The sequence below is a fragment of the Mesorhizobium sp. M1A.F.Ca.IN.020.03.2.1 genome (genome assembly GCF_004023205.1).
In the GTDB taxonomy this organism is placed as follows: domain Bacteria; phylum Pseudomonadota; class Alphaproteobacteria; order Rhizobiales; family Rhizobiaceae; genus Mesorhizobium.
In genome coordinates this window covers 1-21,580 of sequence record NZ_RZSV01000003.1, presented here as the reverse complement: position 1 = coordinate 21,580, position 21,580 = coordinate 1, and the positions used below count along the sequence as shown (strand labels likewise).

At 61.4% G+C, this 21,580-nt stretch carries 18 protein-coding genes and 2 pseudogenes; 8 read left to right on the top strand and 12 right to left on the bottom strand.

Annotated elements, in window-relative coordinates:
• The first annotated feature begins 457 nt into the window (after window positions 1–457).
• On the top strand, window positions 458–814 hold the full coding sequence (locus EOA79_RS01100) for a hypothetical protein (protein WP_024505577.1): 357 nt from the start codon (window positions 458–460) through the stop codon (window positions 812–814).
• Window positions 815–1,278: 464 nt separating this feature from the next.
• Window positions 1,279–2,605 (top strand): annotated as a pseudogene (gene hemN / locus EOA79_RS01095) (oxygen-independent coproporphyrinogen III oxidase).
• 234 nt (window positions 2,606–2,839) lie between these two features.
• On the opposite strand, the gene EOA79_RS01090 reads toward hemN, so the two are convergent.
• From EOA79_RS01090 to EOA79_RS01045, 10 genes are all read right to left on the bottom strand, one after another.
• Window positions 2,840–4,483, bottom strand: a complete 1,644-nt coding sequence (locus tag EOA79_RS01090; RefSeq protein ID WP_128292699.1) for an MFS transporter — start codon at window positions 4,481–4,483, stop codon at window positions 2,840–2,842.
• Between the two features lie 173 nt (window positions 4,484–4,656).
• Window positions 4,657–5,640, bottom strand: coding sequence for a beta-ketoacyl-ACP synthase III (locus tag EOA79_RS01085; protein ID WP_091595821.1), 984 nt, complete (start codon window positions 5,638–5,640; stop codon window positions 4,657–4,659).
• Window positions 5,637–6,902, bottom strand: a complete 1,266-nt coding sequence (locus EOA79_RS01080) for an adenosylmethionine--8-amino-7-oxononanoate transaminase (RefSeq protein ID WP_091595819.1) — start codon at window positions 6,900–6,902, stop codon at window positions 5,637–5,639. The genes EOA79_RS01085 and EOA79_RS01080 overlap by 4 nt, the downstream gene beginning before the upstream one ends.
• Entirely contained in the window at window positions 6,902–7,537 is a 636-nt protein-coding gene (gene bioD / locus EOA79_RS01075) for a dethiobiotin synthase (protein ID WP_029354884.1), read from the bottom strand. Before bioD ends, EOA79_RS01080 begins: the two co-directional genes overlap by 1 nt.
• A complete protein-coding gene (locus EOA79_RS01070) occupies window positions 7,534–8,673 on the bottom strand; it encodes an 8-amino-7-oxononanoate synthase (RefSeq protein WP_091595817.1) in 1,140 nt (379 codons plus the stop codon). Before EOA79_RS01070 ends, bioD begins: the two co-directional genes overlap by 4 nt.
• Window positions 8,670–9,638, bottom strand: a complete 969-nt coding sequence (bioB, locus tag EOA79_RS01065) for a biotin synthase BioB (protein ID WP_236370746.1) — start codon at window positions 9,636–9,638, stop codon at window positions 8,670–8,672. The genes EOA79_RS01070 and bioB overlap by 4 nt, the downstream gene beginning before the upstream one ends.
• Before the next feature lie 207 nt (window positions 9,639–9,845).
• Window positions 9,846–10,724: a carboxylating nicotinate-nucleotide diphosphorylase gene (gene nadC / locus EOA79_RS01060; RefSeq protein ID WP_091595900.1), complete on the bottom strand. Its 879-nt coding sequence runs from the start codon at window positions 10,722–10,724 to the stop codon at window positions 9,846–9,848.
• A 4-nt stretch (window positions 10,725–10,728) separates the two neighbouring features.
• Window positions 10,729–12,270 (bottom strand): L-aspartate oxidase, encoded by a 1,542-nt coding sequence (locus EOA79_RS01055; RefSeq protein ID WP_029354892.1) that lies wholly within the window; start codon window positions 12,268–12,270, stop codon window positions 10,729–10,731.
• Complete coding sequence (nadA, locus tag EOA79_RS01050) at window positions 12,267–13,241, bottom strand: quinolinate synthase NadA (RefSeq protein ID WP_029354894.1); 975 nt, start codon at window positions 13,239–13,241, stop codon at window positions 12,267–12,269. Before nadA ends, EOA79_RS01055 begins: the two co-directional genes overlap by 4 nt.
• A 62-nt stretch (window positions 13,242–13,303) precedes the next feature.
• Entirely contained in the window at window positions 13,304–14,266 is a 963-nt protein-coding gene (locus EOA79_RS01045; protein WP_091595813.1) for a hypothetical protein, read from the bottom strand.
• 172 nt (window positions 14,267–14,438) lie between these two features.
• On the opposite strand from EOA79_RS01045, the pseudogene panB reads away from it, so the two are divergent.
• The 4 genes and pseudogenes from panB (at window position 14,439) to EOA79_RS01025 (ending at window position 17,723) form a co-directional block, all read left to right on the top strand.
• Window positions 14,439–15,274: pseudogene (gene panB, locus EOA79_RS01040) on the top strand (3-methyl-2-oxobutanoate hydroxymethyltransferase).
• Window positions 15,271–16,179 carry a pantoate--beta-alanine ligase gene (gene panC, locus EOA79_RS01035; RefSeq protein ID WP_091595811.1) on the top strand — a complete coding sequence of 303 codons (909 nt, stop codon included), beginning with the start codon at window positions 15,271–15,273 and terminating at the stop codon, window positions 16,177–16,179. Before panB ends, panC begins: the two are co-directional and overlap by 4 nt.
• Before the next feature lie 99 nt (window positions 16,180–16,278).
• The gene (locus tag EOA79_RS01030; RefSeq protein ID WP_029354898.1) at window positions 16,279–16,998 is read left to right on the top strand and encodes a LuxR family transcriptional regulator; all 720 of its coding nucleotides are present in this window, start codon (window positions 16,279–16,281) and stop codon (window positions 16,996–16,998) included.
• Between the two features lie 92 nt (window positions 16,999–17,090).
• Entirely contained in the window at window positions 17,091–17,723 is a 633-nt protein-coding gene (locus EOA79_RS01025; RefSeq protein ID WP_029354900.1) for an acyl-homoserine-lactone synthase, read from the top strand.
• A gap of 364 nt (window positions 17,724–18,087) precedes the next feature.
• On the opposite strand, the gene EOA79_RS33370 is transcribed toward EOA79_RS01025, so the two are convergent.
• Window positions 18,088–18,336 (bottom strand): DUF6074 family protein, encoded by a 249-nt coding sequence (locus EOA79_RS33370; protein ID WP_029354901.1) that lies wholly within the window; start codon window positions 18,334–18,336, stop codon window positions 18,088–18,090.
• A gap of 534 nt (window positions 18,337–18,870) precedes the next feature.
• On the opposite strand from EOA79_RS33370, the gene EOA79_RS01015 reads away from it, so the two are divergent.
• The gene (locus EOA79_RS01015; RefSeq protein ID WP_029354903.1) at window positions 18,871–19,575 is read left to right on the top strand and encodes a Crp/Fnr family transcriptional regulator; all 705 of its coding nucleotides are present in this window, start codon (window positions 18,871–18,873) and stop codon (window positions 19,573–19,575) included.
• 488 nt (window positions 19,576–20,063) lie between these two features.
• Here the strand turns inward: EOA79_RS01015 and EOA79_RS01005 are convergent, their stop codons facing one another.
• Window positions 20,064–20,453, bottom strand: a complete 390-nt coding sequence (locus EOA79_RS01005) for a hypothetical protein (RefSeq protein ID WP_029354905.1) — start codon at window positions 20,451–20,453, stop codon at window positions 20,064–20,066.
• Between the two features lie 706 nt (window positions 20,454–21,159).
• On the opposite strand from EOA79_RS01005, the gene EOA79_RS01000 reads away from it, so the two are divergent.
• Window positions 21,160–21,580, top strand: a 421-nt coding sequence (locus EOA79_RS01000) for a cation:dicarboxylase symporter family transporter (RefSeq protein WP_245489828.1), incomplete at its 3' end; no start/stop codon positions are given.

The window sequence follows — 21,580 nt, the reverse complement described above, 5'->3', positions numbered from 1 at the left end:
GCAGCAAGCGACATGCCAACCTGAAGCGTAGATGCGGCCGACACCAAAATCGGGCCGACGCGCCTTCGTCTCGCTGGAATCACTTTTTTTGAGGGTCACTGCGAAAAGAAATGTGCGACACGGTTCGCCATGTTCGATATGTGACAGTCTCGTTTAACAGCGACGGCTTCCCGTCTGACCGCAACGGAGGCCGCGCCATCCGCTACCGAGAAGGATCACTGCGCGTACGCTCCGCAAGGGCTGCGCCAGGAACAGAGGGCGTGCACGTCCGAGGCGTCGCATGGTGGCCGCAGCACCTTTTCGCCGCTGTAAGTTCGCCGTGCAGGTACATTGCGCGGCCGGAAGCGAGAGGGAGCGCACCCTGAAACGGCTGCCTACGGCTCGCCTCGAGTAATTGGCGATGAACAGTATTCTCGAGAACTTAGTCTCGACGGAAAGAGCAACGAAAGGAAGCCGCTTGGACGAGCACGATCCGAAGGAAGAACCGATCGAGACCATTTTCCGCAACGGCACAATCACTGCCGTGGGTATCCTGCTTGCCTTTTCCCTCGGCTTCCTCACTCATTGGGCCGCGAACCCCTTGCCATGGCAACTCTACGATCTGTTCGCCGTAGTGCCGATCCTGCTCGGCATCGCACTGCAGATGAGAGCGCTGTCCATGCTGCTCGACATGAGTTCCTTGCGGCGCCCCATCTACGAACGCGCCAATCGCATTTTCATGGTCGGCCTCATCCAGACCGCGTGTGGCGTCGGCATGGCCATCTTGGTCGATCTTTTCGGGATATCGGTAGGGGGCACGCTGCCCGGCGCTTGACGACAAGCCACACCGCTCTTCGCTCGAAGCGACGTCAAGCCGGGGAACCTTGTGCACCCCCTAGCGGCGTCCTCCTTTCATCAAATGAGCCGACGTCAGCTTTAGAGCGTCTCGGTGGCTAAAGCCGGTATGGTTTTTCGGCCGGCAGGGAAGGCCGCTGGCTGGACCTGGATGGCGTCTGAACGAGGCTTGACAGGTCCGTTGCGTCGGACATGAATTTCGCATTGCAAAGTTCTTCCGCAGACGCCTCAAGCACACTGCACTGGCGTCACGTACTCAGACGTTGAATGCGGCACCGCACCATCACCTCAGGCGCAACCATGGCACGCGCGCTCCCCGGCGTGGTTGACCCCATCCTGTCCAAACGAGACTGCGACATAAGCGGGACGCACTGACTTAGGTCAGAGACCAGGACGAGCGCGCAACGAAAGAATGATGGATGAGCGACGTGGGATGACAGCTCCTTGCACACCTCAATCCTGACAAAGTACCGGGACCCCCGGCCGCCTTGGTATACCATCTATCCGACTGTGCCAGACTTCTCTGCGGCAGTTGGTGCTGACGATTATGAGGAATGGCTGGGGGGCCTCCCGGCCGACGAATCGGTGTCGCTCTATTTCCACATTCCGTTTTGCCGATCCATGTGCTGGTATTGCGGCTTCCCTACCGCGGTCATCCGTCGCAACGGCCCGATCCTTAATTATTTAGCGGTGCTGCGTCAGGAGATCAGTTTGGTGTCGGAGCAAGTGCGGCAAGGGCTGCCGGTGAGCGATGTGCATTTCGGCGGCGGAACGCCTCACCTTATCGGGCCAGCCGAGCACTTGGCGCTGATGGAATTTCTACGCCGCCACTTCGCTTTCAGCAAAACTGCTGCGATCGCCGTGGAGATCGATCCCCGAACGTTCACACCGGAAATGGCCGAAGCCCTGGCAGCTAACGGTGTCAACCGCGCGAGCATCGGATGCAGAGCTTTGATCCCGATGTGCAAAGGCGATCAATCGGATCCAGAGTAAGGTGCAGACGGCCGCTGCAGTCCAAAATCTCCGCCGGCATGGCGTTGGCCATATCAACTTCGACCTCATCTTCGGTCTACCGAAACAGACTGTGCAGTCCTGCATCCAGACCGCGATGGCTGCGGTCGCCATGCGCCCCAACCGGCTTGCGGTGTTCGGATACGCGCATATTCCTTCCGTGATAAAGAATCAGCGCCTAATCGAGCAGGCAGGTCTACCGGACGGCGATCTTCGCGCCGAACAGGCTGCAACTGTCGCCGAGACACTGGTTGGCGCTGGCTACCGGGAGATCGGGCTCGATCATTTCGCTCCGCCGGACGACGAACTTGCGCTAGCGCCAGAAGACCGGGCGCCTACGGCGTAATTCGCTGGGATACTCGGCCGATACTTGCAAAACGTGATCGGCTTCGGCGCGTCGGCTATTGGCCGAGTCCGCGAGGGGTATGTTCAGAACGAAGTAACACGGGATTCTTACGCCCGGCACATCGCAAGTGGACGTCTGGCGACATCAAAGGGTCACCGTCTGACCGACGATGACCGGGTGCGCGCAGCGATCATCGAGCGACTGATGTGCGATTTGGAGGCCGACGTGCCGACCATCTGTGCCGCCCACGAAATCGAACCAGCTCGTTTTCTCGATTCAGTTGAGAGTTTGGTGACGCTGGCTGAGGAGGGGATCCTGGACGTCGAAAACGGCTTCATCCGCGTGCGGCCGGAGCACCGCTTTGTTGTTCGCGCCGTTGCTGCTGCATTCGATGCTTTTCTCGCGAATCGATGAGTTGAGGCCACGACGCCGAAAGGCATCAGACCTTGTTTGGCGCTCGTCGGCATGGGCTCTCGCAGAAGACTCCGCAAGCGTATGCAGGGGACTTCCACTTGACGCCGCGTTCACCATCATCTCGCCTGGGTGCGCGCGAAAGCGCACAACCCGGAGCACGCTGCTCTCGGTGTGAGGCTGTGCTCTGCAAAGCACCGGTGATCCACCCTGTCCCTGGACAGCAGCTTGATGGCGTCATCTTGGAGGACGAGAAAAGATTGTCGAGGTACGGGTACGAATTGCCTCGGTCGTCCGTTCAATCGAAAGCACTGTCTGCGGAGGCACCTCTCCTTCATGCAGTGACAGGAGATGCTGGGCGACTTCCTTATCTGCTGCGGTGAGTCGATGATTTAGGCGGAGAAAGTCCATCCAGGTGGGGGTGCGGAATGTCTCCGTCCAAAGTGACGGTGTTTGCAGATTTCGCTGGAGCGTCCAGTTTCGTGCACCGGCACGGCTCTGGACGTGTCGCCGCGTGCGCATGTAGCCCAGAAAGGCCTCGATATTTTCCTCCGATATCAAATACTCGACCTTGGCCACGATAGGGCCACTTCTGGGTTTCAGATCGAGAGCCACGTCCGGCGGATGAAAAACTGAACTTTCTTGATCCGTTTCTTCCCAGGGACGGACCGGCAACACGATCCCCGCTGCTGCAACCAGCAACAGAGCGCCCGCGGCGCCCTCCAATGCTGAGGTCAAGGAATAGTTTTGCGCGACAGAACCCCAGATCCAGCTGCCAGCAGCCATACCGCCTGCGCTCAAGGCGTAGTAAATGGAGAGCGTGCGGCCTACAACCCACCTTGGGCTTGCCAACTGCACCGACACGTCAATGCCCGTCCAGGTGATAAGCCAACCCGCTCCGCCGAGCGCCAGCGAAATGGCCGCCACAGGAACCGACGATGTCAGGGCAAGGGAGAGGCAACAGACTGCACAAGCCACAGAGGCGAAGGCCACCAGCCTGTTTTGAGACGTGACCTTCCTCAAGAAGCCGTTGCCCATGCCCGCGATGAAAGCACCCATGCCGAAGCCGGCCAATAAGATACCGTAGACAATTGGCCCACTCTTCAACTGATCCCGGACGACGAGAGGGAGCAACGCCAGAATGGAGATGCTTGCCAATCCGAAAAGAGCTGCTCGGGCGGTCGCTGCCCTGATCTCCAAAGACATCGCCGTAAAGCGCACTCCGTCATGAATTGCCGTCGTCATTCTCTCACGAGGGAGAGGCGAAGAGCGGACCTCCCATTTGGTGCGCCATATCGCGCTTATAGGCGCCAGATCACTCACCGCAGCCAAGGCGAAAGCGGCCAGCGGCCCAAAGACGGCCAGGATCACGCCCCCTAAGGCCGGACCAACGCTGCGCACAATGTTGTATCCGACGGACATAAGCGTCACTGCGGCCGGAATGTCGCGTTTGTGAAGGATATCGCCGACCGAAGCGTGCCAGGCCGGATCATTCAAGGCAAAGCCGCAGCCGGCCAGGAAACCTAACCCGAGAATCAGCCAAGGACTGACAAATCCCAGACCCACAGAAATCATCAGCGTCATCGACGCCGATGCTATCAGGCAGTGTCCCGCAAACATCACCCACCGGCGGCTGAAGTTGTCGGCAATGGCTCCGGCGAAAACTGAGAGGAAGAACACCGGCAGTGTGGATGCGGCCTGGACGAGAGCCACCATAAGGTCGGACGCTGAAATCGTTGCCATAAGCCAACTGATGGCGACCGTTTGCACTAGCCAACCGAGGCTGGAAATCTGGGTGGCCGTCCAAATTGAGCGAAACACCTTGTTTCGAAATGGGGCGAGCGTCTTTGAAACGGGCGGTTGAGGATTTTCGCTCTGCATGAGGTTTTGCTGGCCTTCGATGAGCGCTGCGATTTGAGCAAGTGGGTCGATACTTAGACATCGCGGAGCACCGCACGGAACCCAGCTCTATGGAGCTTGCCGGCGACTATTTGCGTATTGAGCCATTCTCATAGTCTCATTCATGAGCAGTCCTATGCGCAAGCGTTGCTTTGCTAAATTCCCACGACAAGCGCGCCGCCGCTGAGACCCGCACCCGCTGCCGCCAAGAGGACTTTCTCGCCAGGCCGAAACGGCTGCGCCCGATGGGCGAGCGACAACGAGAGCGGGATCGTCGCGGCGGAAGAGTTGCCATATTCGGCGATCGTCTTGACCATCGAGTGATCTGTGATGCCGAGGTTCCTGCCGACCGCGTCGAAAATGCGAGCATTGGCCTGATGCGGCACGAAACGATCGAGGTCTTGCGGCCTCAGTCGGGCAGCAGTGAGCGCATCTCTCGAGCAGGCGGTCATCATCTCCACGGCCTTGGCGAACACTTCGCGGCCATCGGTGATCGTCATCCGGGTCTGCTCGAGGTCGAGGCCGCCATGGAACGGATTGTTGCTTCCACCGGCAGGAATCTGGATCAGCCCGTAACGCGAGCCGTCCGAATCCACCGAAGCGCCGAGAATGCCTCGATCCGGGTCATCGCACGGACCGATCACCACCGCGCCGGCGGCATCGGCAAACAGCACGGCGCTGGCGCGCTCGGCCGGATTGATGCGGCGGCTGAGGATGTTGGCGGCAATGACAAGGCTCGCTTTGCCATGCAGGCGAGTGAACCCGTCGGCGAACATCAGCGCATAGATGAAGCCGGCGCAAGCGCCGGTCAGGTCGATCGCGCCGGCGCGACCTAGTCCCAGCCGATGTGCGACCAGGGGCGCGCTTGGCGGCAGAAGATGATCGGGTGTGGAGGTAGCGAGCAACAGCAGGCCGATGTCGCCGCGGTCGATACCGGCATTGGTCAGCGCCATGTCGCCGGCGTGCGCGGCAAGGGCCGACAGCGTGTCTTCGTCCGCTGCCCAGAAGCGCGACCGTATCCCGGTGCGCCGCTCGATCCAGCCGGGTTCAAGCCCGAGACGATCTTCGATTTCCGGATTCTCCACCTTGCGCGCGGGCGCATGATGGCCAAGCCCGAGAATGCGCGATGATCGGCTCATGGCTTTGAGCCGAAGCGTTCGCCGGCCTCCTCGATGGCGTCATAGAGCCCATCCAACTCGTTGCCGGTAATGCAATAGGGCGGCAGAAGGTACAGGACATTGCCGAGCGGGCGCACGAGCAGGCCGCGCTCAAGAAAAAAAGCGCGCAGTTTTGGCCCGATCTCGGCCAGATAACCGGCTGAGCCGGTGCGTAGGTCGAGTGCCGCGATGGTGCCGGTTGTCCGGCAATCGGTGAAGCGAGGGTTGTCGCGAAAGCGTCGAAGCCCGGCGGCCTGTCGCTCGCTCAAGGCCGCGATCCGATCGGCCACCGGCTCGTCGTGCCAGATCTCGACATTGGCAAGTGCCGCCGCGCATGCAATCGGATTGGCGGTGTAGGAGCTCGAATGGAAAAACGTCTTCTTGCGATCCTCGGAATAGTGAGCCTGGAAGATGGCATCGGTGGCGATCGTGGCGGCCAGCGGGATGGTACCACCGGTCAGACCTTTCGAGGTGCACAGGATGTCCGGCGAGACGGACGCCTGTTCGCAGGCGAACATGGTTCCGGTGCGCCCCCAGCCGGTCATCACTTCATCGGCGATCAGCAGCGTGCCGGCGGCCTCAGTGATCCTCTTCAATTCGGTCAGAACCCAGGCCGGATACATGAGCATGCCGCCGGCGCCGAGCACGAGCGGCTCGACGATCAGCGCGGCGGCGCGCCGGTCGCGGGAGAGTGCCTCGAACCGATCCAGCGTTTCCTGCTCGCGCCCGGCGGCCGGGAAGGGGATGGTGTCGACCTCGAACAGCAAGGGCTCGTAGGCGGCGTTGAACACGCCACGGGCGCCGACGCTCATCGCCCCGATCGTGTCACCATGATAGCTGTGCTCCATGACGACGATGCGCGAACGCGGCGCGCCGATGTTGCGGAAATAGCCGAGCGCCATCTTCAGCGCGACTTCGATTGAGGTCGAGCCACTGTCGGAATAGAACACCCGGTCAAGGCCGGCGGGTGCGAGGCCGACAAGCGCCTCGGCCAGGCGCTCGGCCGGCTCGTGGGTAAAGCCCGCGAAGATGATCTGGTCGAGGTTCGACGCGGTCGTCTCGATGGCCTTCATGATGCGGGGGTGGCGGTGGCCATGAGTGACGACCCACCAGGAAGAAATCGCATCCAGGATGCGGGAGCCGTCGGCCTTGTGGAGATAGGCGCCTTCAGTCAGCACGATTTCAGGGATCGAGGGCTCTAGCGCGTGCTGCGTGAACGGATGCCAGACTCGAGACTGCGCCATCAGTCGCCTCCGGCAATCATGGCCAGGTCGAAGCCGGAAATCATTGCATCTCTCAACGTTTCACCCGTCAGCGGACCGAGGTGCGGCAGCCTGCCGAGCTGCGGCACGCCGCCGAATTCCACGATTGTCCTTTGCGTATCGGCCACCTCTTCGCCCATGAAGGCAATGCCGATGAGCGGGATGGAGCGGGCTCTCAGGGCCTCGATCGACAACAGCGTATGATTGATGGTGCCGAGCGCGGTGCGGGCGCACAGTATTACCGGCAGCCGCCATTGTTCGAATATGTCAATGAACCTTGTCTGTCGATTGAGCGGCACCATCAGCCCGCCGGCGCCTTCGATGACGAGCGGTGTCGGCAGGACCGGAAATGAAAGATCGTCGGCCTCGATCGCGACGCCGTCGATTTCGGCTGATCGATGCGGCGACAGCGGCATCGTCAGTCGATAGACTTCGGGCAGCACGCGTCCGTCGGGCAAGCCGGAAAGCCGGGCGACGACCTCGCTGTCAGTCTCCTCGTCGAGGCCCGATTGCACCGGCTTCCAGTAGAAGCCGTCGAGCAGCCCGGCAAGTCCGGCCGAAAATACTGTCTTGCCAATTCCGGTGTCTGTTCCGGTGACGACGATGCGTTTGGTCATGCTGTGGCCAACACCTCAACGAGAGCCTCGACCATGGCGGAAATGTCGGTCTCGTCGACGTTGAGCGTCAGCGAAATGCGCAGGCGCGATGTGCCCTCGGGCACCGTCGGCGGACGTATGCCGCGTATGTCGAAGCCGCGTGCCTGCAGGGCCGCCGCCACCGCCATGGTGCGCCCAACGTCGCCGATGACAAATGGCTGGATCTGCGAGCCGCTGGGTACGACGCCGCAGCGCTCGGCCAATTGGCGGCCGGCGCAGGCAACGCGTTCCTGCAGCTGAGCGCGGCGCATGGGCTCGTCGGACAGAATAGTCAGCGCTTCGCGCGCCGCGACCGCCATCAGCGGCGAGGGCGCGGTGGCGTAGATGAACGGCCGGCACCGGTTGACGAGATAATCGCACAGTGTCCTCGGCCCGGTGACGAGTGCACCGGATGCGCCGAGCGCCTTGCCGCATGAGTGGAGCGTGACGATGTTGTCGCGGCCTTGGCACGCGGCGGCCAGTCCCCGGCCGTCCGGTCCCCAGATGCCGGTGGCATGCGCTTCATCGACGACGATGAATGCCTGGTGCCGATCGGCCATCGCGACCAGGCTCTCCATCGGCGCGCGGTCGCCATCCATGCTGTAAAGGCTTTCGACGGCGATCCACACGCGCCCCGTGCCGCCTTCGGCGCGCCAGCGGGTGATTGCGTCCTCGACAGCGTCGACGTCGTTGTGCGCGGCCAGCTTGAACTCGGCGCGCCCGGCCTGCGCGCCCTCATGCATGCTGGCATGGGCGAGTTCGTCGAGGACCAGCAGGTCGCCTTTCTGCGGCAGCGCGGTCAACAGGGCGAAGTTGGCGATGTAGCCGCTGCCAAAGAACAGCGCACGGTCGGCGCCGAAGAATGCCGCGGCGTCCGCCTCCAGTTGCTCATGTTCCGGTGCGTTGCCGCGCAACAGCCGCGACCCGGTGGCGCCAACCGGCGTGCCCCGCGCAATCGCCGCCGCAACCGCTTCGCCAAGTCTTTTGGAGGCGGCAAGTCCGAGATAGTCGTTCGACGAGAAGTCGAGACCGGCGCGCGGTGCGAGCGTCCGCAACCGGTCCTTGCGCGCCAGTCCGCGCAAGGATGCGTCATAGCGGGCAAGAATTGCCTCGTTCATTGCGTGGCGAGTTCCATCGGCTCGATGCCGAGACGCTGGAACAGAAGGCTATCCTTGTCCTCGCCGGGATTGTCCGCCGTCAGCAGCGTGTCGCCGACAAAGATCGAGTTAGCGCCGGCAAAGAAGCACAACGCCTGCGTTTCGTCGCTCATCGCCGTCCTGCCGGCGGACAGCCTTACACAGGATTTCGGCATCATCACCCGCGCGAGCGCAACGATGCGGACGAAATCGATCGGATCGATGGCGTCGGCCGCGGCAAGCGGCGTGCCTTCGATGGGAATAAGCATGTTGATCGGCACGCTTTCCGGCGGCTCGGGCAGGTTCGCGAGCGTGACCAGCATGTCGATGCGATCGGTCTTTTCTTCCCCCATCCCGACGATGCCGCCGCAGCAGACTTTCATCCCAACCGCGCGCACGTGCCCAAGCGTTTCCAGCCGGTCGGCAAAAGTCCTGGTTGAAATAACCTCGCCATAGTAGCGCTCAGAGGTATCGATGTTGTGGTTATAGTAGTCGAGACCGGCCTGCTTCAGGCGAGCAGCTTGCTCAAGATCGAGCATGCCGAGCGTCATGCAGGTCTCCATGCCGAGCGCCTTGACGCCCTCGATCATGGCGACCACAACGTCCATGTCGCGCTCCTTGGGACTTCGCCACGCTGCGCCCATGCAATAGCGCGTTGCGCCGCCATCACGCGCCTTGGCCGCTTCGTCGATGACATGCTTGACGTTCATCAGCTTCGACGCCTTCACCCCGGTTTCGTAATGCGCAGACTGGCTGCAATAGCCGCAATCTTCGGGGCAGCCGCCGGTCTTGATGCTAAGGAGCCGCGACAGCTGCACTCGGTTTCGATCGAAGTTCTGGCGGTGGATCGTCTGAGCTAGGAACAGCAGATCGTTGAATGGCATGCCGTAGATGGCCTCAGCCTCTTTGCGGTTCCATCGCGGAGGCGTTCCATCGACCGATTGCATGGTCTGGTTCACGTCGAACTCCGAGTTCATTCCAACCGTCATCGTCAAACCTTTGTTGCTAGTCCGGTACGCCTTCAGGAGTCTGTCGACCGGCAAGCTCGGTCCGACTTGGCTTTGGAGCGCACTCGCTAAAAGGCGAGCTGCGGCACGTCTTTCCACCGCCTTCCTACGCCTGCCGAGCTGATGTTGCTCCTCATGCCGTAATCCTCAGTTCAAATGCTTGCAGATGTTCTGGTGGTCCGGCATGTCCAGGCCGATGTCGAGGATCGGGGCGCTGTGCGTCAGCCATCCCATGGAGATGAGATCGACACCGGTCGCCGCAATCGCCGCCGCCGTTTTCGGCGTCACCCGACCGGAAGCCTCGGTGATCGTACGGCCACCCACTATAGAAACCGCGCGGGCAAGATCCTCGACCGACATATTGTCGAGCAGCACCGCGTCAACACCAATCGCGAGCGCTGCATCGAGCTGCTTCAGCGTGTCGACCTCAACCTCGACCTTCACCATATGCCCTGCGGCGGCGCGCGCCCGCTCTATTGCTGTGCGGATATCGCCGGCGATCGCGATGTGATTGTCCTTTATGAGCACGCCGTCATCGAGGCCGAAGCGGTGATTGGCACCGCCGCCGACGCGCACGGCGTATTTTTCCAATACCCGCAGGCCGGGCGTCGTCTTTCGCGTCGATACGATCCTCGCCTTGTGACCGCGCACGGCCTCAACCATCGCCGCTGTGGCAGTGGCAATGCCGCTCAGCCGGCATAAGAAATTGAGGGCAGTGCGTTCGGCCGTGAGCAGGCCTCGCGCGGGTCCGGACAATCTTGCAATGGTTTCCCCGGCCCCGACATCGCTGCCATCAGGGCGCCAGATCTGGATGTTGATCGCCGGTTCCACGAGCAGGAAGGCGTACGAGACCAGATCGAGCCCGGCAACGACGCCCGCCTGCCTCGATCTGAGCACCAACGTGGCAGTGCAATCATGCGGGATAACCGCATCGCTGGTCAGGTCGCCGCATCTGCCCAGGTCTTCGAGGAGCGCACCGCGCACAATCGGTTCGATCAGGGTCGCGGGGAGGGGGGAGAATGAAATCACATCAGGTGCTCCGTATGGTAGCCCGGCAATCGAGTGCGGCCGCGGCCCGCATTGCGCTGTGCAGTGTCAGCCGTGATGGGCGCGCGTCGGCATCGTGGAGCGGGAAATCGGACCGACAGTGCGCGCCTCGACTCTCTTCCCGCCCCAGGGCCGCCACGGCGATCATCAGTGAGACCAAAGCCGGACCAGAGGCAGCGACATTGTCAGCTGCGATCGGCAGCAGGGTCGCCACCGCTTCGCGCATTGCCTCGCCGTCGCGGATGATACCCAGGGCGGCGGAGACAATTGGGCGGACCGCGGAAGCGTCTGGTCGTGGAGGGACGAATGTGGAGCATCTGCGCGGTCGCCGGGTATACGACGTGCCGGCAACGCTTTCGGCAACCCAGCTCGCGGTGACCGCCGCTTCGGTGAGCGAGTTGCTGGCCAGGCGGTTGGCGCCGTGCAGGCCGGTACAGGCGACCTCACCGCAGGCCCACAATCCCTCGATGGAGCTGCGGCCGGCGCTGTCTACGGCGACGCCGCCCATGTGATAATGTGCCGCCGGGCGCACCGGGATCGGGTCGGTCGCGGGGTCGACCCCTGCGCTCCGGCACAATTCGGCGATGCCTGGAAAACGCTTGCCAAATCTCGGGCCGAGACTTTGCCGTGCATCCAGGAATACGCGGCGTCCAACGGCAAGCTGGTGCCAAATGGCGCGCGCTACGACGTCGCGAGGCGCAAGTTCACCGCCAGGTGTGTCAGCGAGGAAGCGCTCTCCTCGCTCATCGATGAGCACCGCGCCTTCGCCACGCACGGCTTCGCTCACCAGCGGCATCGGCCGGCGCGGACCGTCGAGCGCAGTTGGATGGAACTGTATGAATTCCAAGTCGGCGAGTTCCGCCCCCGCCCATGCGGCGAGCGCCAGCCCGTGACCCCATGAGCCAGCGGGGTTTGTCGTGTCGCAAAACAGCCCGCCGACGCCGCCGGTCGCCAGCACCGCGCGACGCGTGGGCAGAGCGAGCGCGCCGGCTCGTCCTGCGGCGACCACGGCGATGACCGACCCGTCCTGCACGACCAGCCGGCGGACCTCCACATTTTCGATAGTGGTGATCGAGGCTGTACGCCGAACCGCGGCGATGAGCACGCGCACCAACTCGCGACCGGTGGCGTCGCCGGCTGCATGCACAATCCGCCGTCGCGAGTGTGCCGCCTCGAGCCCAAGTCGCAACGCGCGGTCAGGGTGCTGGTCGAAGGCGACGCCGAACCTTTGGATCGTCCTAATCGCTTCGGGTGCAGCTCGGACCACTCGCCGCACCGTGGCCTCGTCGCAGAGTCCGTCGCCGGCAGCTATCGTGTCGCAAAGGTGAAAATCCGGGCCGTCGTCGCCGCCGAGACTTGCCGCAAGACCGCCCTGGGCAAGCTCACTGCAGGCTCCGGTTCCAAGCGGCGCGTTGGTCAAAAGCACGACCGGTTCCGGCGCCAGATGAAGCGCCGTCATCAGGCCGGCAATGCCGCCACCGATGACGACCGGCGCCCCGGCGATGTCGCGAACCTCCAGGCTCATAGGGAAAGCATGCGCTCGACCGCGCGGCGGGCGGGGCCGGCAATTTCGGGATCAATCCGGACCTCATGCCGGTTCTGCTCGAGCGCGGCGCGAATGTTGGCCAGGTTGATGCGCTTCATGTGCGGGCACAGGTTGCATGGGCGAACGAACTCGACGTCGGGATGCGCGACCGCGACGTTGTCGCTCATCGAACATTCGGTCAGAAGGACGACACGCGTCGGTTTCTCCCGCTCGACATAATCCGACATCGCTGCGGTCGAGCCGGAGAACTCCGCCTCCGCGACAACGTCTGGTGGGCATTCTGGATGGGCCAGCACGATGACGCCTGGATGGGCATCGCGCAGTTCCCGAATGTCTGCTGCGGTGAAGCGCTCATGCACCTCGCAATGGCCTTTCCAGGCGATGATCTCGACGTCTGTATCGGCTGCCACGTTCCTCGCCAGATATTCGTCCGGCAGCATCAGCACACGCGCCACGCCAAGCGATTCCACCACCGCCTTCGCGTTGCCGGACGTGCAGCAGATGTCGGACTCCGCTTTTACGGCGGCCGAAGTGTTGACGTAAGTAACAACGGGGACCCCCGGATACCGCAGCCGCATTAGCCGCACGTCGTCTGCCGTGATCGATTCGGCCAGCGAGCAGCCGGCGCTGAGATCCGGGATGAGCACGGTCTTGTTCGGATTGAGCAGTTTTGCCGTCTCGGCCATGAAATGAACGCCGGCAACCACGATGATGTCGGCGTCGACCGTCACCGCCTTGTGGGCCAACGCCAGGCTGTCGCCGACGATGTCTGCCACGCAATGAAAAATTTCGGGCGTCTGGTAATTGTGCGCCAGCACCACCGCATTGCGCTCACGCTTCAGCGCTAAGATGGCTTCAATATCGCCGGCGAACGCGAGCCATTCAACGGGAGGGATCACCCGCCGGACACGCTCATACAGGGACGCAGCCATAGGTAACGCCCCAGCCATTGGCGCCTCGATTATATTCGGTTTGACAATAAGGGAATATGTCTACCTTGACTATAAGTATGTCAAGCCCGCGCCAGCGGTAATTTTGTCCCGGCGATAGCCCTGTCGTCGAGAACGGCATGGCGGAAGCGATAAAGCTTCGCCGGTCGGCCGCCCGTGTCGAGGGAGGTCTCCCCAGTCTCCTCAACAAGATCCTGCTGCTCGACCAGTCTCCGGAAGTTGGGCTTGTTGATGAGCCTGCCAGCCAGAGCTTCCACGGTTCGCTGCAGTTGCAGCAGCGTGAAGGAAGGCCGCATAAGCTCGAACACGACCGGCCGGTATTTGATCTTCGAACGCAGCCGCGCAATCCCGGTTGCCAGAATACGACGGTGGTCAGCGACCATTGGTTTGCCAGCCGCGGCCGCAATCGCGTCCCTGCCGCCACCGGCCTCTTCAATCAGAGCAGCTTCATAGAGCAACTCGTAGCGTTGGAGCGTGAGTTCCTCGTTCCAATGGCGGTCGTCGAAGCCGAAGGCTATCGCAGCGCGCTGCCGGCGCTCGCGTTGAGTGGTCGGCTCGCTGGCGCCGCCGGCCCACTCAATCAGGCGGGGCCGCAATCTATCGAGCAGCACAGGCGGCGTGCCGAAGCGGTGGTCCTCCCAGGGAAAATATTCGTACCAACTTTGCCAGCCGCACGCGGCCGAGTTCGTTGCCTGTTCCTTCCTGGTCAATGCGAGATAGCTGATTGAGATGACGCGCTGGTGGCGCTCAGTGCCGATGCGATCGCGATCGGCGAAGGTGTAGAGTTGCTCGATGTATCCCAGTGCATGGCCGGTCTGCTGCTCCACCCACCCCCTCAAACCCGACTGCAGCGATCGATGCTCAAGCGCAAAAGGTCCAGAAGGGAGGGTGTCCGCATGACCGACGGTGAGGACACAGGGCTCACTGTCGTTTACGGCGACCACGACGGCAGTCAGGTCCACTTTGGCTTCGTCAGCTTTGACGGCGGCTTTGCCTTTCTTGGTTCTTCTTGTCTGAGGATCCATGTTTGCGAAAGTGGGTTGGCCCAACGGAGCGCCTTAATCGATTGAATGTAACCTTGGCAGCCAGCACGTCAACACCGTACTACTCAAGCACTGTTTTTAGCTCTTCGCAGTCGCACAAAAATATGCCAAACGCGACACCCGCTGTTGGTAACGTAAGGGAAGGGGGCGTCGGTTGAGCGCGGCTGGTGAGATAAAAGGGATTAACCCTCCAGATATTCGATTGCGAAAAGGCCAAACGCCACTTGTATGCTTGACGGCCTACACCACGCCGGTCGCGAGGCTACTCGATCGCCACTGCGACATCGTTCTTGTCGGCGACAGCGTCGGCATGGTGGGCACGGCCTGTCGTCGACGCTGGGCGTCACGCTCGACATGATGATCATGCACGGACAGGCCGTTCGCCGCGGCCTTGAACACGCGCTGATGGTCGTCGACCTGCCCTTCGGTTCCTACGAGGAAAGCCCAGAGCACGCTTTCGGCAACGCTGCGCGCGTGATGGGTGAGACCGGTTGTTCAGCGGTGAAGCTCGAGGGCGGCGAGACCATCGCGGAAACCATCCGCTTCCTTACCGCGCGCGGCGTACCTGTCATGGCCCATGTGGGGCTGACGCCGCAGGCGGTAAACACGTTCGGAGGCTATCGTGTGCAGGGCCGGGGAGCCGATGCAGAGCGGATCAGGCGCGACGCCAGGGCGGTAACCGAGGCGGGCGCCTTCTCCTTGGTGCTCGAAAAGATACCGGAGCAGCTTGCACGGCAGATAACCGCCGATATCGACATACCCACCATCGGCATCGGTGCCTCGCCAGCTTGCGACGGCCAGATTCTGGTGAGCGACGATATGCTCGGGCTCTTCACCTCATTTCGGCCGAAGTTCGTCAAACGCTATGCCGAGCTCGGTGAGCAGGCTGAGGCGGCAATCGCCGCTTACGCCACCGATGTGCGGAACCGGCACTTTCCGGCGGTCGAACATCTCTATGTCAACGCCTTGAAGGCCGGAGACTTCACATGAGCGTGCCGATCGCTCGAACTGTGAGCGAGCTGCGCGCCGTCGTTGCGCAATGGCGTCGCTCGGGTGCCACGATCGGTATTGTGCCGACCATGGGAGCCTTGCACGACGGGCATCTGAGCCTTGTGCGGAAGGCGCTTGAAAGGGCCGAGCGGGTGATCGTGACGCTGTTCGTAAACCCCAAGCAGTTCAACAGCCCCGCCGACCTGATTGCCTATCCTCGGACGGAAAGCGAAGATGCTGCCAAGCTCGCGCCGCTGGGCACGCATCTGCTCTATGTGCCGGACGCAGAGGAAATGTACCCGGCGGGCTTCGCCACGGTCGTTTCAGTGTCCGGCATCAGCGAATGCCTGTGCGGCGCATTCCGGCCCGGCCATTTCAATGGCGTGGCGACGGTCGTGGCCAAGCTCTTCCTGCAGGCCGGCGCTGACTTCGCCTTTTTTGGCGAAAAGGATTTTCAGCAACTTCAGCTTGTCAGGCGCTTGGTCCGGGACCTCGACATTCCGATCACTATTGTGCCCTGTCCGACAGTCCGCGAAGCCGATGGTCTTGCGCTATCGTCGCGTAACGTGCGGCTCTCCCCAGCCCAACGCGCCATTGCCCCAAAACTAGCATCGGTCCTGCTCGATACGGCCGAGCGGCTTGCACGCGGCTCTCCCATCCTGCCTACGCTTGATGAAGCGCGTGCAACAATTCTGGCTGCCGGCTATCGCGAGCTCGAATACCTGGAGCTTCGCGGAGAAACAGACCTGCAATCGTTAGCAAGCCTTGACCGACCGGCACGCTTGCTTGCTGCGGCTTGGCTTGGCGACACGCGGCTCATCGATAACGTCGCAATATCACCCATCGGTAGTTGGTCAGGTGCGCGGAGCTCTCTCCAATCGGAAGCAGCACAGCAATTGCGGTGATGACGGCGGCGCGTCGTACGCCCTGCAGGGACAGGCCATCATTTAGAACCACGTCTCCGCCCGGCTTCCAGCAACCTCCGCGAGGTAGGCAAAGCGCAGATGCATCGCGTATTTGAAACCTTGGTCGAGCAACTCTCTGCAAGCGTCGATGCCGTCGATCTCCATGAGGCAATGGCGTCCGCCGCAGCCGGGTTCGACTTTCCGTTCTTCGCTTATTTCACCTACCCATCCGCTTCCGGCGACACGCCGCGATTGATCTCGAATTATCCATCATCATGGACATCACATTACCTGCAACTGCGCTACCACAGCGTGGATCCCGTGATCCTGCGGGGACTGCGAGGCTGGGATACCTTCGACTGGGGTGTGGACCGCGATCACCGTTATTTGCCGACCTCGCAGCAGGAAGTCCTGGAAAAAGCAGCTGAGTTCGGCATTCGCGGCGGACTGACCATGTCGATGCATGATCATCGCGGCCGGTTCGCCGCACTGACCTTCGCCTCCAACGAGGCGCATCCGCCACTTTTGAGGTCGCTGACGCGCTACGAAAAAGCAATGCAGTTGGTTGCGATCAACGTTCATATCCATGCCCGGCGCAGGCTCGCCGAAGATTGCGTGGTAGATGGCATAACGCTCACCCCGCGGGAGTTCGAGTGCCTGAAATGGGCGGCGTGCGGCAAGTCGGCCTGGGATATCAGCCAGATTCTCGGTGTCTCGAAACGCACCGTGACCTTCCATCAGGAAAACGCCAAGGCGAAGCTTGGCGTGCGAACCATCAACCAGGCCATAGTGCGGATGGCTGCTCGGGCGAGATCCTGATCCTCTCCAAGGCTAGCTGTAAAGGTCTACAGGCTGCATTCATGACGGCTTTGCCCTTCGATTGCGTGGACACATCCCGCACGGAGACGACAATGATGCAGCTGATAACACCCGACTGCTACGCCGAGTTCGCGAGCGAACTCAGGGAAATGCACGGGCTTAGGTATCGGGTTTTCAAGAAGCGGCTCGATTGGGAAGTGCAGACCGAAGGCGAAATGGAAACGGACCCGTTTGACAGCCTGAACCCCGTCTACCTACTTCTCAAGGGGTCCGATTGGCGAACTTGCGGCTGCGTCCGCCTTTTGCCGACCACCGGACCGACTATGTTGCGCGATACGTTTCCGGCGCTGCTGGATGAGATGGTGGTCCCTGCGAGTGCCGATATCTGGGAGAGTAGTCGTTTCGCGCTCGATCTCCCTGCGACAGCGCCGAAGGCTGCTGGCGGCCTGGCACAAGCAACCTACGAGCTCTTCGCGGGCATCATCGAATTCGGCTTGGCCAACAATCTCTCCGGGATCGTAACGGTGACAGATACGCGCATCGAAAGGATCCTTCGTCTCGCGACCTGGCCGTTGTCACGTATCGGACAGCCCCAGCAGGTCGGCAACACCGAGGCAGTCGCCGGCTTCCTCGAGATTTCCTACGCCAGTCTCTTGCGCATCCGCTGGAGGGGACGCCTGAACGGGCCGGTGTTGTGGCAACCAGTTCTCGTCCAATCGGCATAGCGCCTGCGGATGGTCAGCCGTGACCTGGGTTAAGTCTGCTCACGGCCGCCACCGCCCGCCGTCAAGCTGAGCGGACCCGGCCCCACGAGCATTCGACTGTTCCGGTCGATCGACTCGCGCGGCCGGACTTCGGATTTCCGTAGGCGCAACCCGCAGTCCAGCGTGAGCACGCCAAAGTGGCGCCCGTCCGCTTGGAAAGAAGCCAATGTGGCTTCTGAGATCGCCTTGGAATATTGGACCGGCCGCCGTGAGCGATCCCAACCTCAAACCTTTGCCGGTATGCCGGTTTGGCCGGACCGTCGGCCAGTCGGAGCAGTCCCCCGATAAGGACCCGAGCTGACGCGCGATCCAACAGCGCCCAAGCCTATGCTATGTGCATTACCGTTCGGTTGGCCATATCGTCCAAGACCGCATGAAGAAGCCTTCCAACCTCCTGCGCAGCGAACTCTGGCGCAATTCCTACATCGGACAATTGAATGAGCATTTTCTTGGCAGCACAGCGCCAGAACGCACTCGCCGCCTCGCCGTTCTTGGTCTCGAGGGCCTGGGCGATACTTTCGACCAATGTGCGTCGCCGATGCAGCGGAAATACGCAAATGTTTGAGTCATGCATCAATCACCTCACAGTTTCAGTTCCACAAAGAAAACACCGGCGTCTTCAAAAGCGCCGCTTAGCGCGGTGACGGTTCGCGGCGACATGACGAGTTCCACTTCCCCTCGACAAGCCATTGGGCGATGAGCCGCCGGACCGCACATCCGGACCGCACATAAGGTGAACCACCATTGCTGATCCGGCTGCGTTTCCTGTGCCGTTCCGCGACGAGGCGTTCCAGCCCGAATTGACGTCCAATGACTTGATTTCTGAAAGGGCAGGGCGGCACGAATCACCCGACTGTTCCGCCGCTTACATTCCTGCGAGCTTGTGTATGAATGATTAAAGCGTGCCCGAGCCGTTCTTGGTGGCCGCAGAAGGGAATCATGTCATCCGCGCCTATCGTAAGGCCGCGCGACTTCTAGCATGGCTGCACTGCCCCGACAGGGCTTTGCAATCGCGCGTTTCGAAGCCTATGCTTGGCATCGGCCGTCAGTTACTTCGGATGCAGCCGACAGTAAGAGGTACGCGCTCTTGCCCGCATGAGAGAGAGCCTTGCCCGAATCCCTTTTTCGCAACCGGGTGCTGAAATCCCTTTCGCCGGAGGACTTCGCGCTGTTGCGACCATCGCTGCATCGCGTCGAACTGGACATCAAGGCTCAGTTGGAGATCGCGCATCAGCCGATCAGGAATGGATATTTTCCCGAGAGGGGCATCGCCTCGGTGGTCGCCACCATGACCGGCGGACGGCAATGTGAAGTCGGCATTATCGGATATGACGGGATGACAGGAATTGCCCTCATTCTCGGACAGGACAGCTCTTCCAACGAGACCTATATCCAGGTCGCAGGCAATGGCTGGCGCCTGCCGGTTGAAATCATTCGTCCTGCGGTTGCGGAAAGCCCGTCGCTGCGCACGTCAGTGCTGGACTATGCCCACGCGTTCCTTGTCCAGTCGTCCCGGACGGCACTGGTCAATGGCCACTCCAAAATCGAGGAACGGCTGGCCCGCTGGTTGCTGATGATCCATGACCGCTCTGACGGAGACAAGATCTACCTGACGCATGAATTTCTGGCGACCATGCTCGGCGCCCGCCGTCCCGGGGTCACCACGGCCCTGCAAATGCTTGAATATCGAGGACTTGTCCGTGCCAAGCGCGGCGAGGTCACGATTATCGACCGCGTCGGATTGATGGAACTCACGCATGGCGCTTACGGCGAGGAGGAGCAACGTTATTTCGGCCTGGCCACCGCTGCCTGATTGTCCGGTATCGGACATAGGCTTGAAGGCTGCCGAACTCCCGTCCTAGATCGTGTCAGTCAGAGTTTCAGGGAGGCGGGTGAAAAAGCCGCCGAAGCCTATGTTCTGTCCAGAGGCAAGGCCCGGTTCCTCTCCACCGCCCAGGCGATCCGCGCCATTCGAACGCTTATGCCGGCGTGCAAAGCGACCGATCGCGAGTTGAGGAATTGGTGGCGGCGACGTCCATCGTTCACGGTGTGCCCGTCGCCTTCGACGCAAAAACAGCCGAGGGAGTAGAACCACGGCTGCATTCCTAGGAGGGCATGCCGCGCCGTCCAGACTGTCAGATCGGGCATTCGTCAGATGGTTGTCCGCTAACTTAACTGGCAGAGTCTACAGGACGTGTCCAGCATTGCGAACTCACCGATCGCTTGGCGGCCAAAGCTGCCGGCAAGCGATCGCCTCATCCAGCCGTCTGCACCATCTCATCACAGACATCATCGGTGATGCTACCTGCCCAGCATATGTCCAGCATTTCGCAGGGCGGCCAGAAGGAGCCTCGCATAGCCTGTGACATCGATCTGGGCCTGCATGGACAGGGGCATGCTGGTCCAGTTCTCCAATGGTGCAATGAAAGGTGAGAAGGTGCCATTGACAAGGCAACAGCAGCTAACAAGGCCCTCTCGGTCCAATGCCACCACACCGATCTTGTCGCCTGGATATCCAATGGCTGCGACTCGCTGGACCTCCAGGTCACCGTCAACCCGCACGTCGAAAAGAAGGCTACCACGGCTCCTCGTGGCTATCTCAGCCGCCTTCTCATCAAAGCTTGAAGAGAGCAAGCGGACGCTTTCCACCGCCATCTGGAAAATCACCAAATCCAGTTCATTCACGGCCATATGGGCAATTGCGCGCAATGGGTGGTGATTGCAATGACACACACTGCTTGTTCACAGATGTCGGTCACGAACGATCATTCGTCGGGTTCCGGTTCCGACCAACGGTGTGGCCACCTGATCGTGCTGCGGTTCGAACATTCCTAACGCGAGCCGAGCGCTGTTGATGAGGATGGAGTCTAGGTCTCGGGCCCTGCCTCGCGGCTTGCTCATCCTTGGCAGACCCCTTGCAACGCCGCCGCGATGGCGCAAACGCAGATGACGCTGATCCATCGCTTAATCGTGAACTGAGCTTCTGAACACCCTTGGTGGGACAGCAGGGTGGAAGGGCTTGACCAACGCTGCCGCCGTTTTCGAAGAGGGCCCGTCCTCGATTGAATCTTTGGAGCCCCGTGCGGCGCGCAGGAAAATGTTGACCATCTGGACGCAGGTCCCAGACCCCAAGGCAAACAGGGAACCTTCCAGCCAGCCAAGCTGCGCCGAAGCAAAGAGCGACCTTTGGAATTCCCAAGAACGGACCCTTCCATAGTTGACTGGCAACCGCAGCGCGAGTGCGGGAGAGCGAACAAGCACTGCGTGAGAGGTCCTGCGCGTTTTCCCCTCTTTGCTATTTGGCACATCGCTTGCGCCGAAGTGGGCGCAGCGTTCGACCGGAGCACTGCATGGGAGAAGGAGGAGCCCCACCCCGATCCGGTCAAGGAGAGAAACGGTGTTGGTTCCACAAGTCCCCATAGCGAACGCAGCGGCCCGCAAGCGCCATTTTGCCCGGGCCTACGTGCAGATGCTTGCCGCCATAATCCTGGGTGCTGCAATCGGCTATTTCCATTTGGAGACCGGCCAGAGCCTGAAGCCGCTCGGCGATGCCTTCGTCGATGTCGTCAAGATAATCACCGTACCTGTCATCTTCCTGACAATAGCGACCGGCATTGCCGGCATGAGCGATCTGCAGAAGGTCGGCCGAGTTGCCGCCAAGGCGATGGTTTATTTCCTCACCTTCTCGACACTTGCACTCGTTGTCGGACTGATTGTCGCGAATATCGTTCAGCCTGGCGCCGGCCTCAACATCGATCCGGCCTCGCTCGATGTCCAAGCCGTTAAGGGCTATGTGGCCACGGCTCACGAGCAGTCCG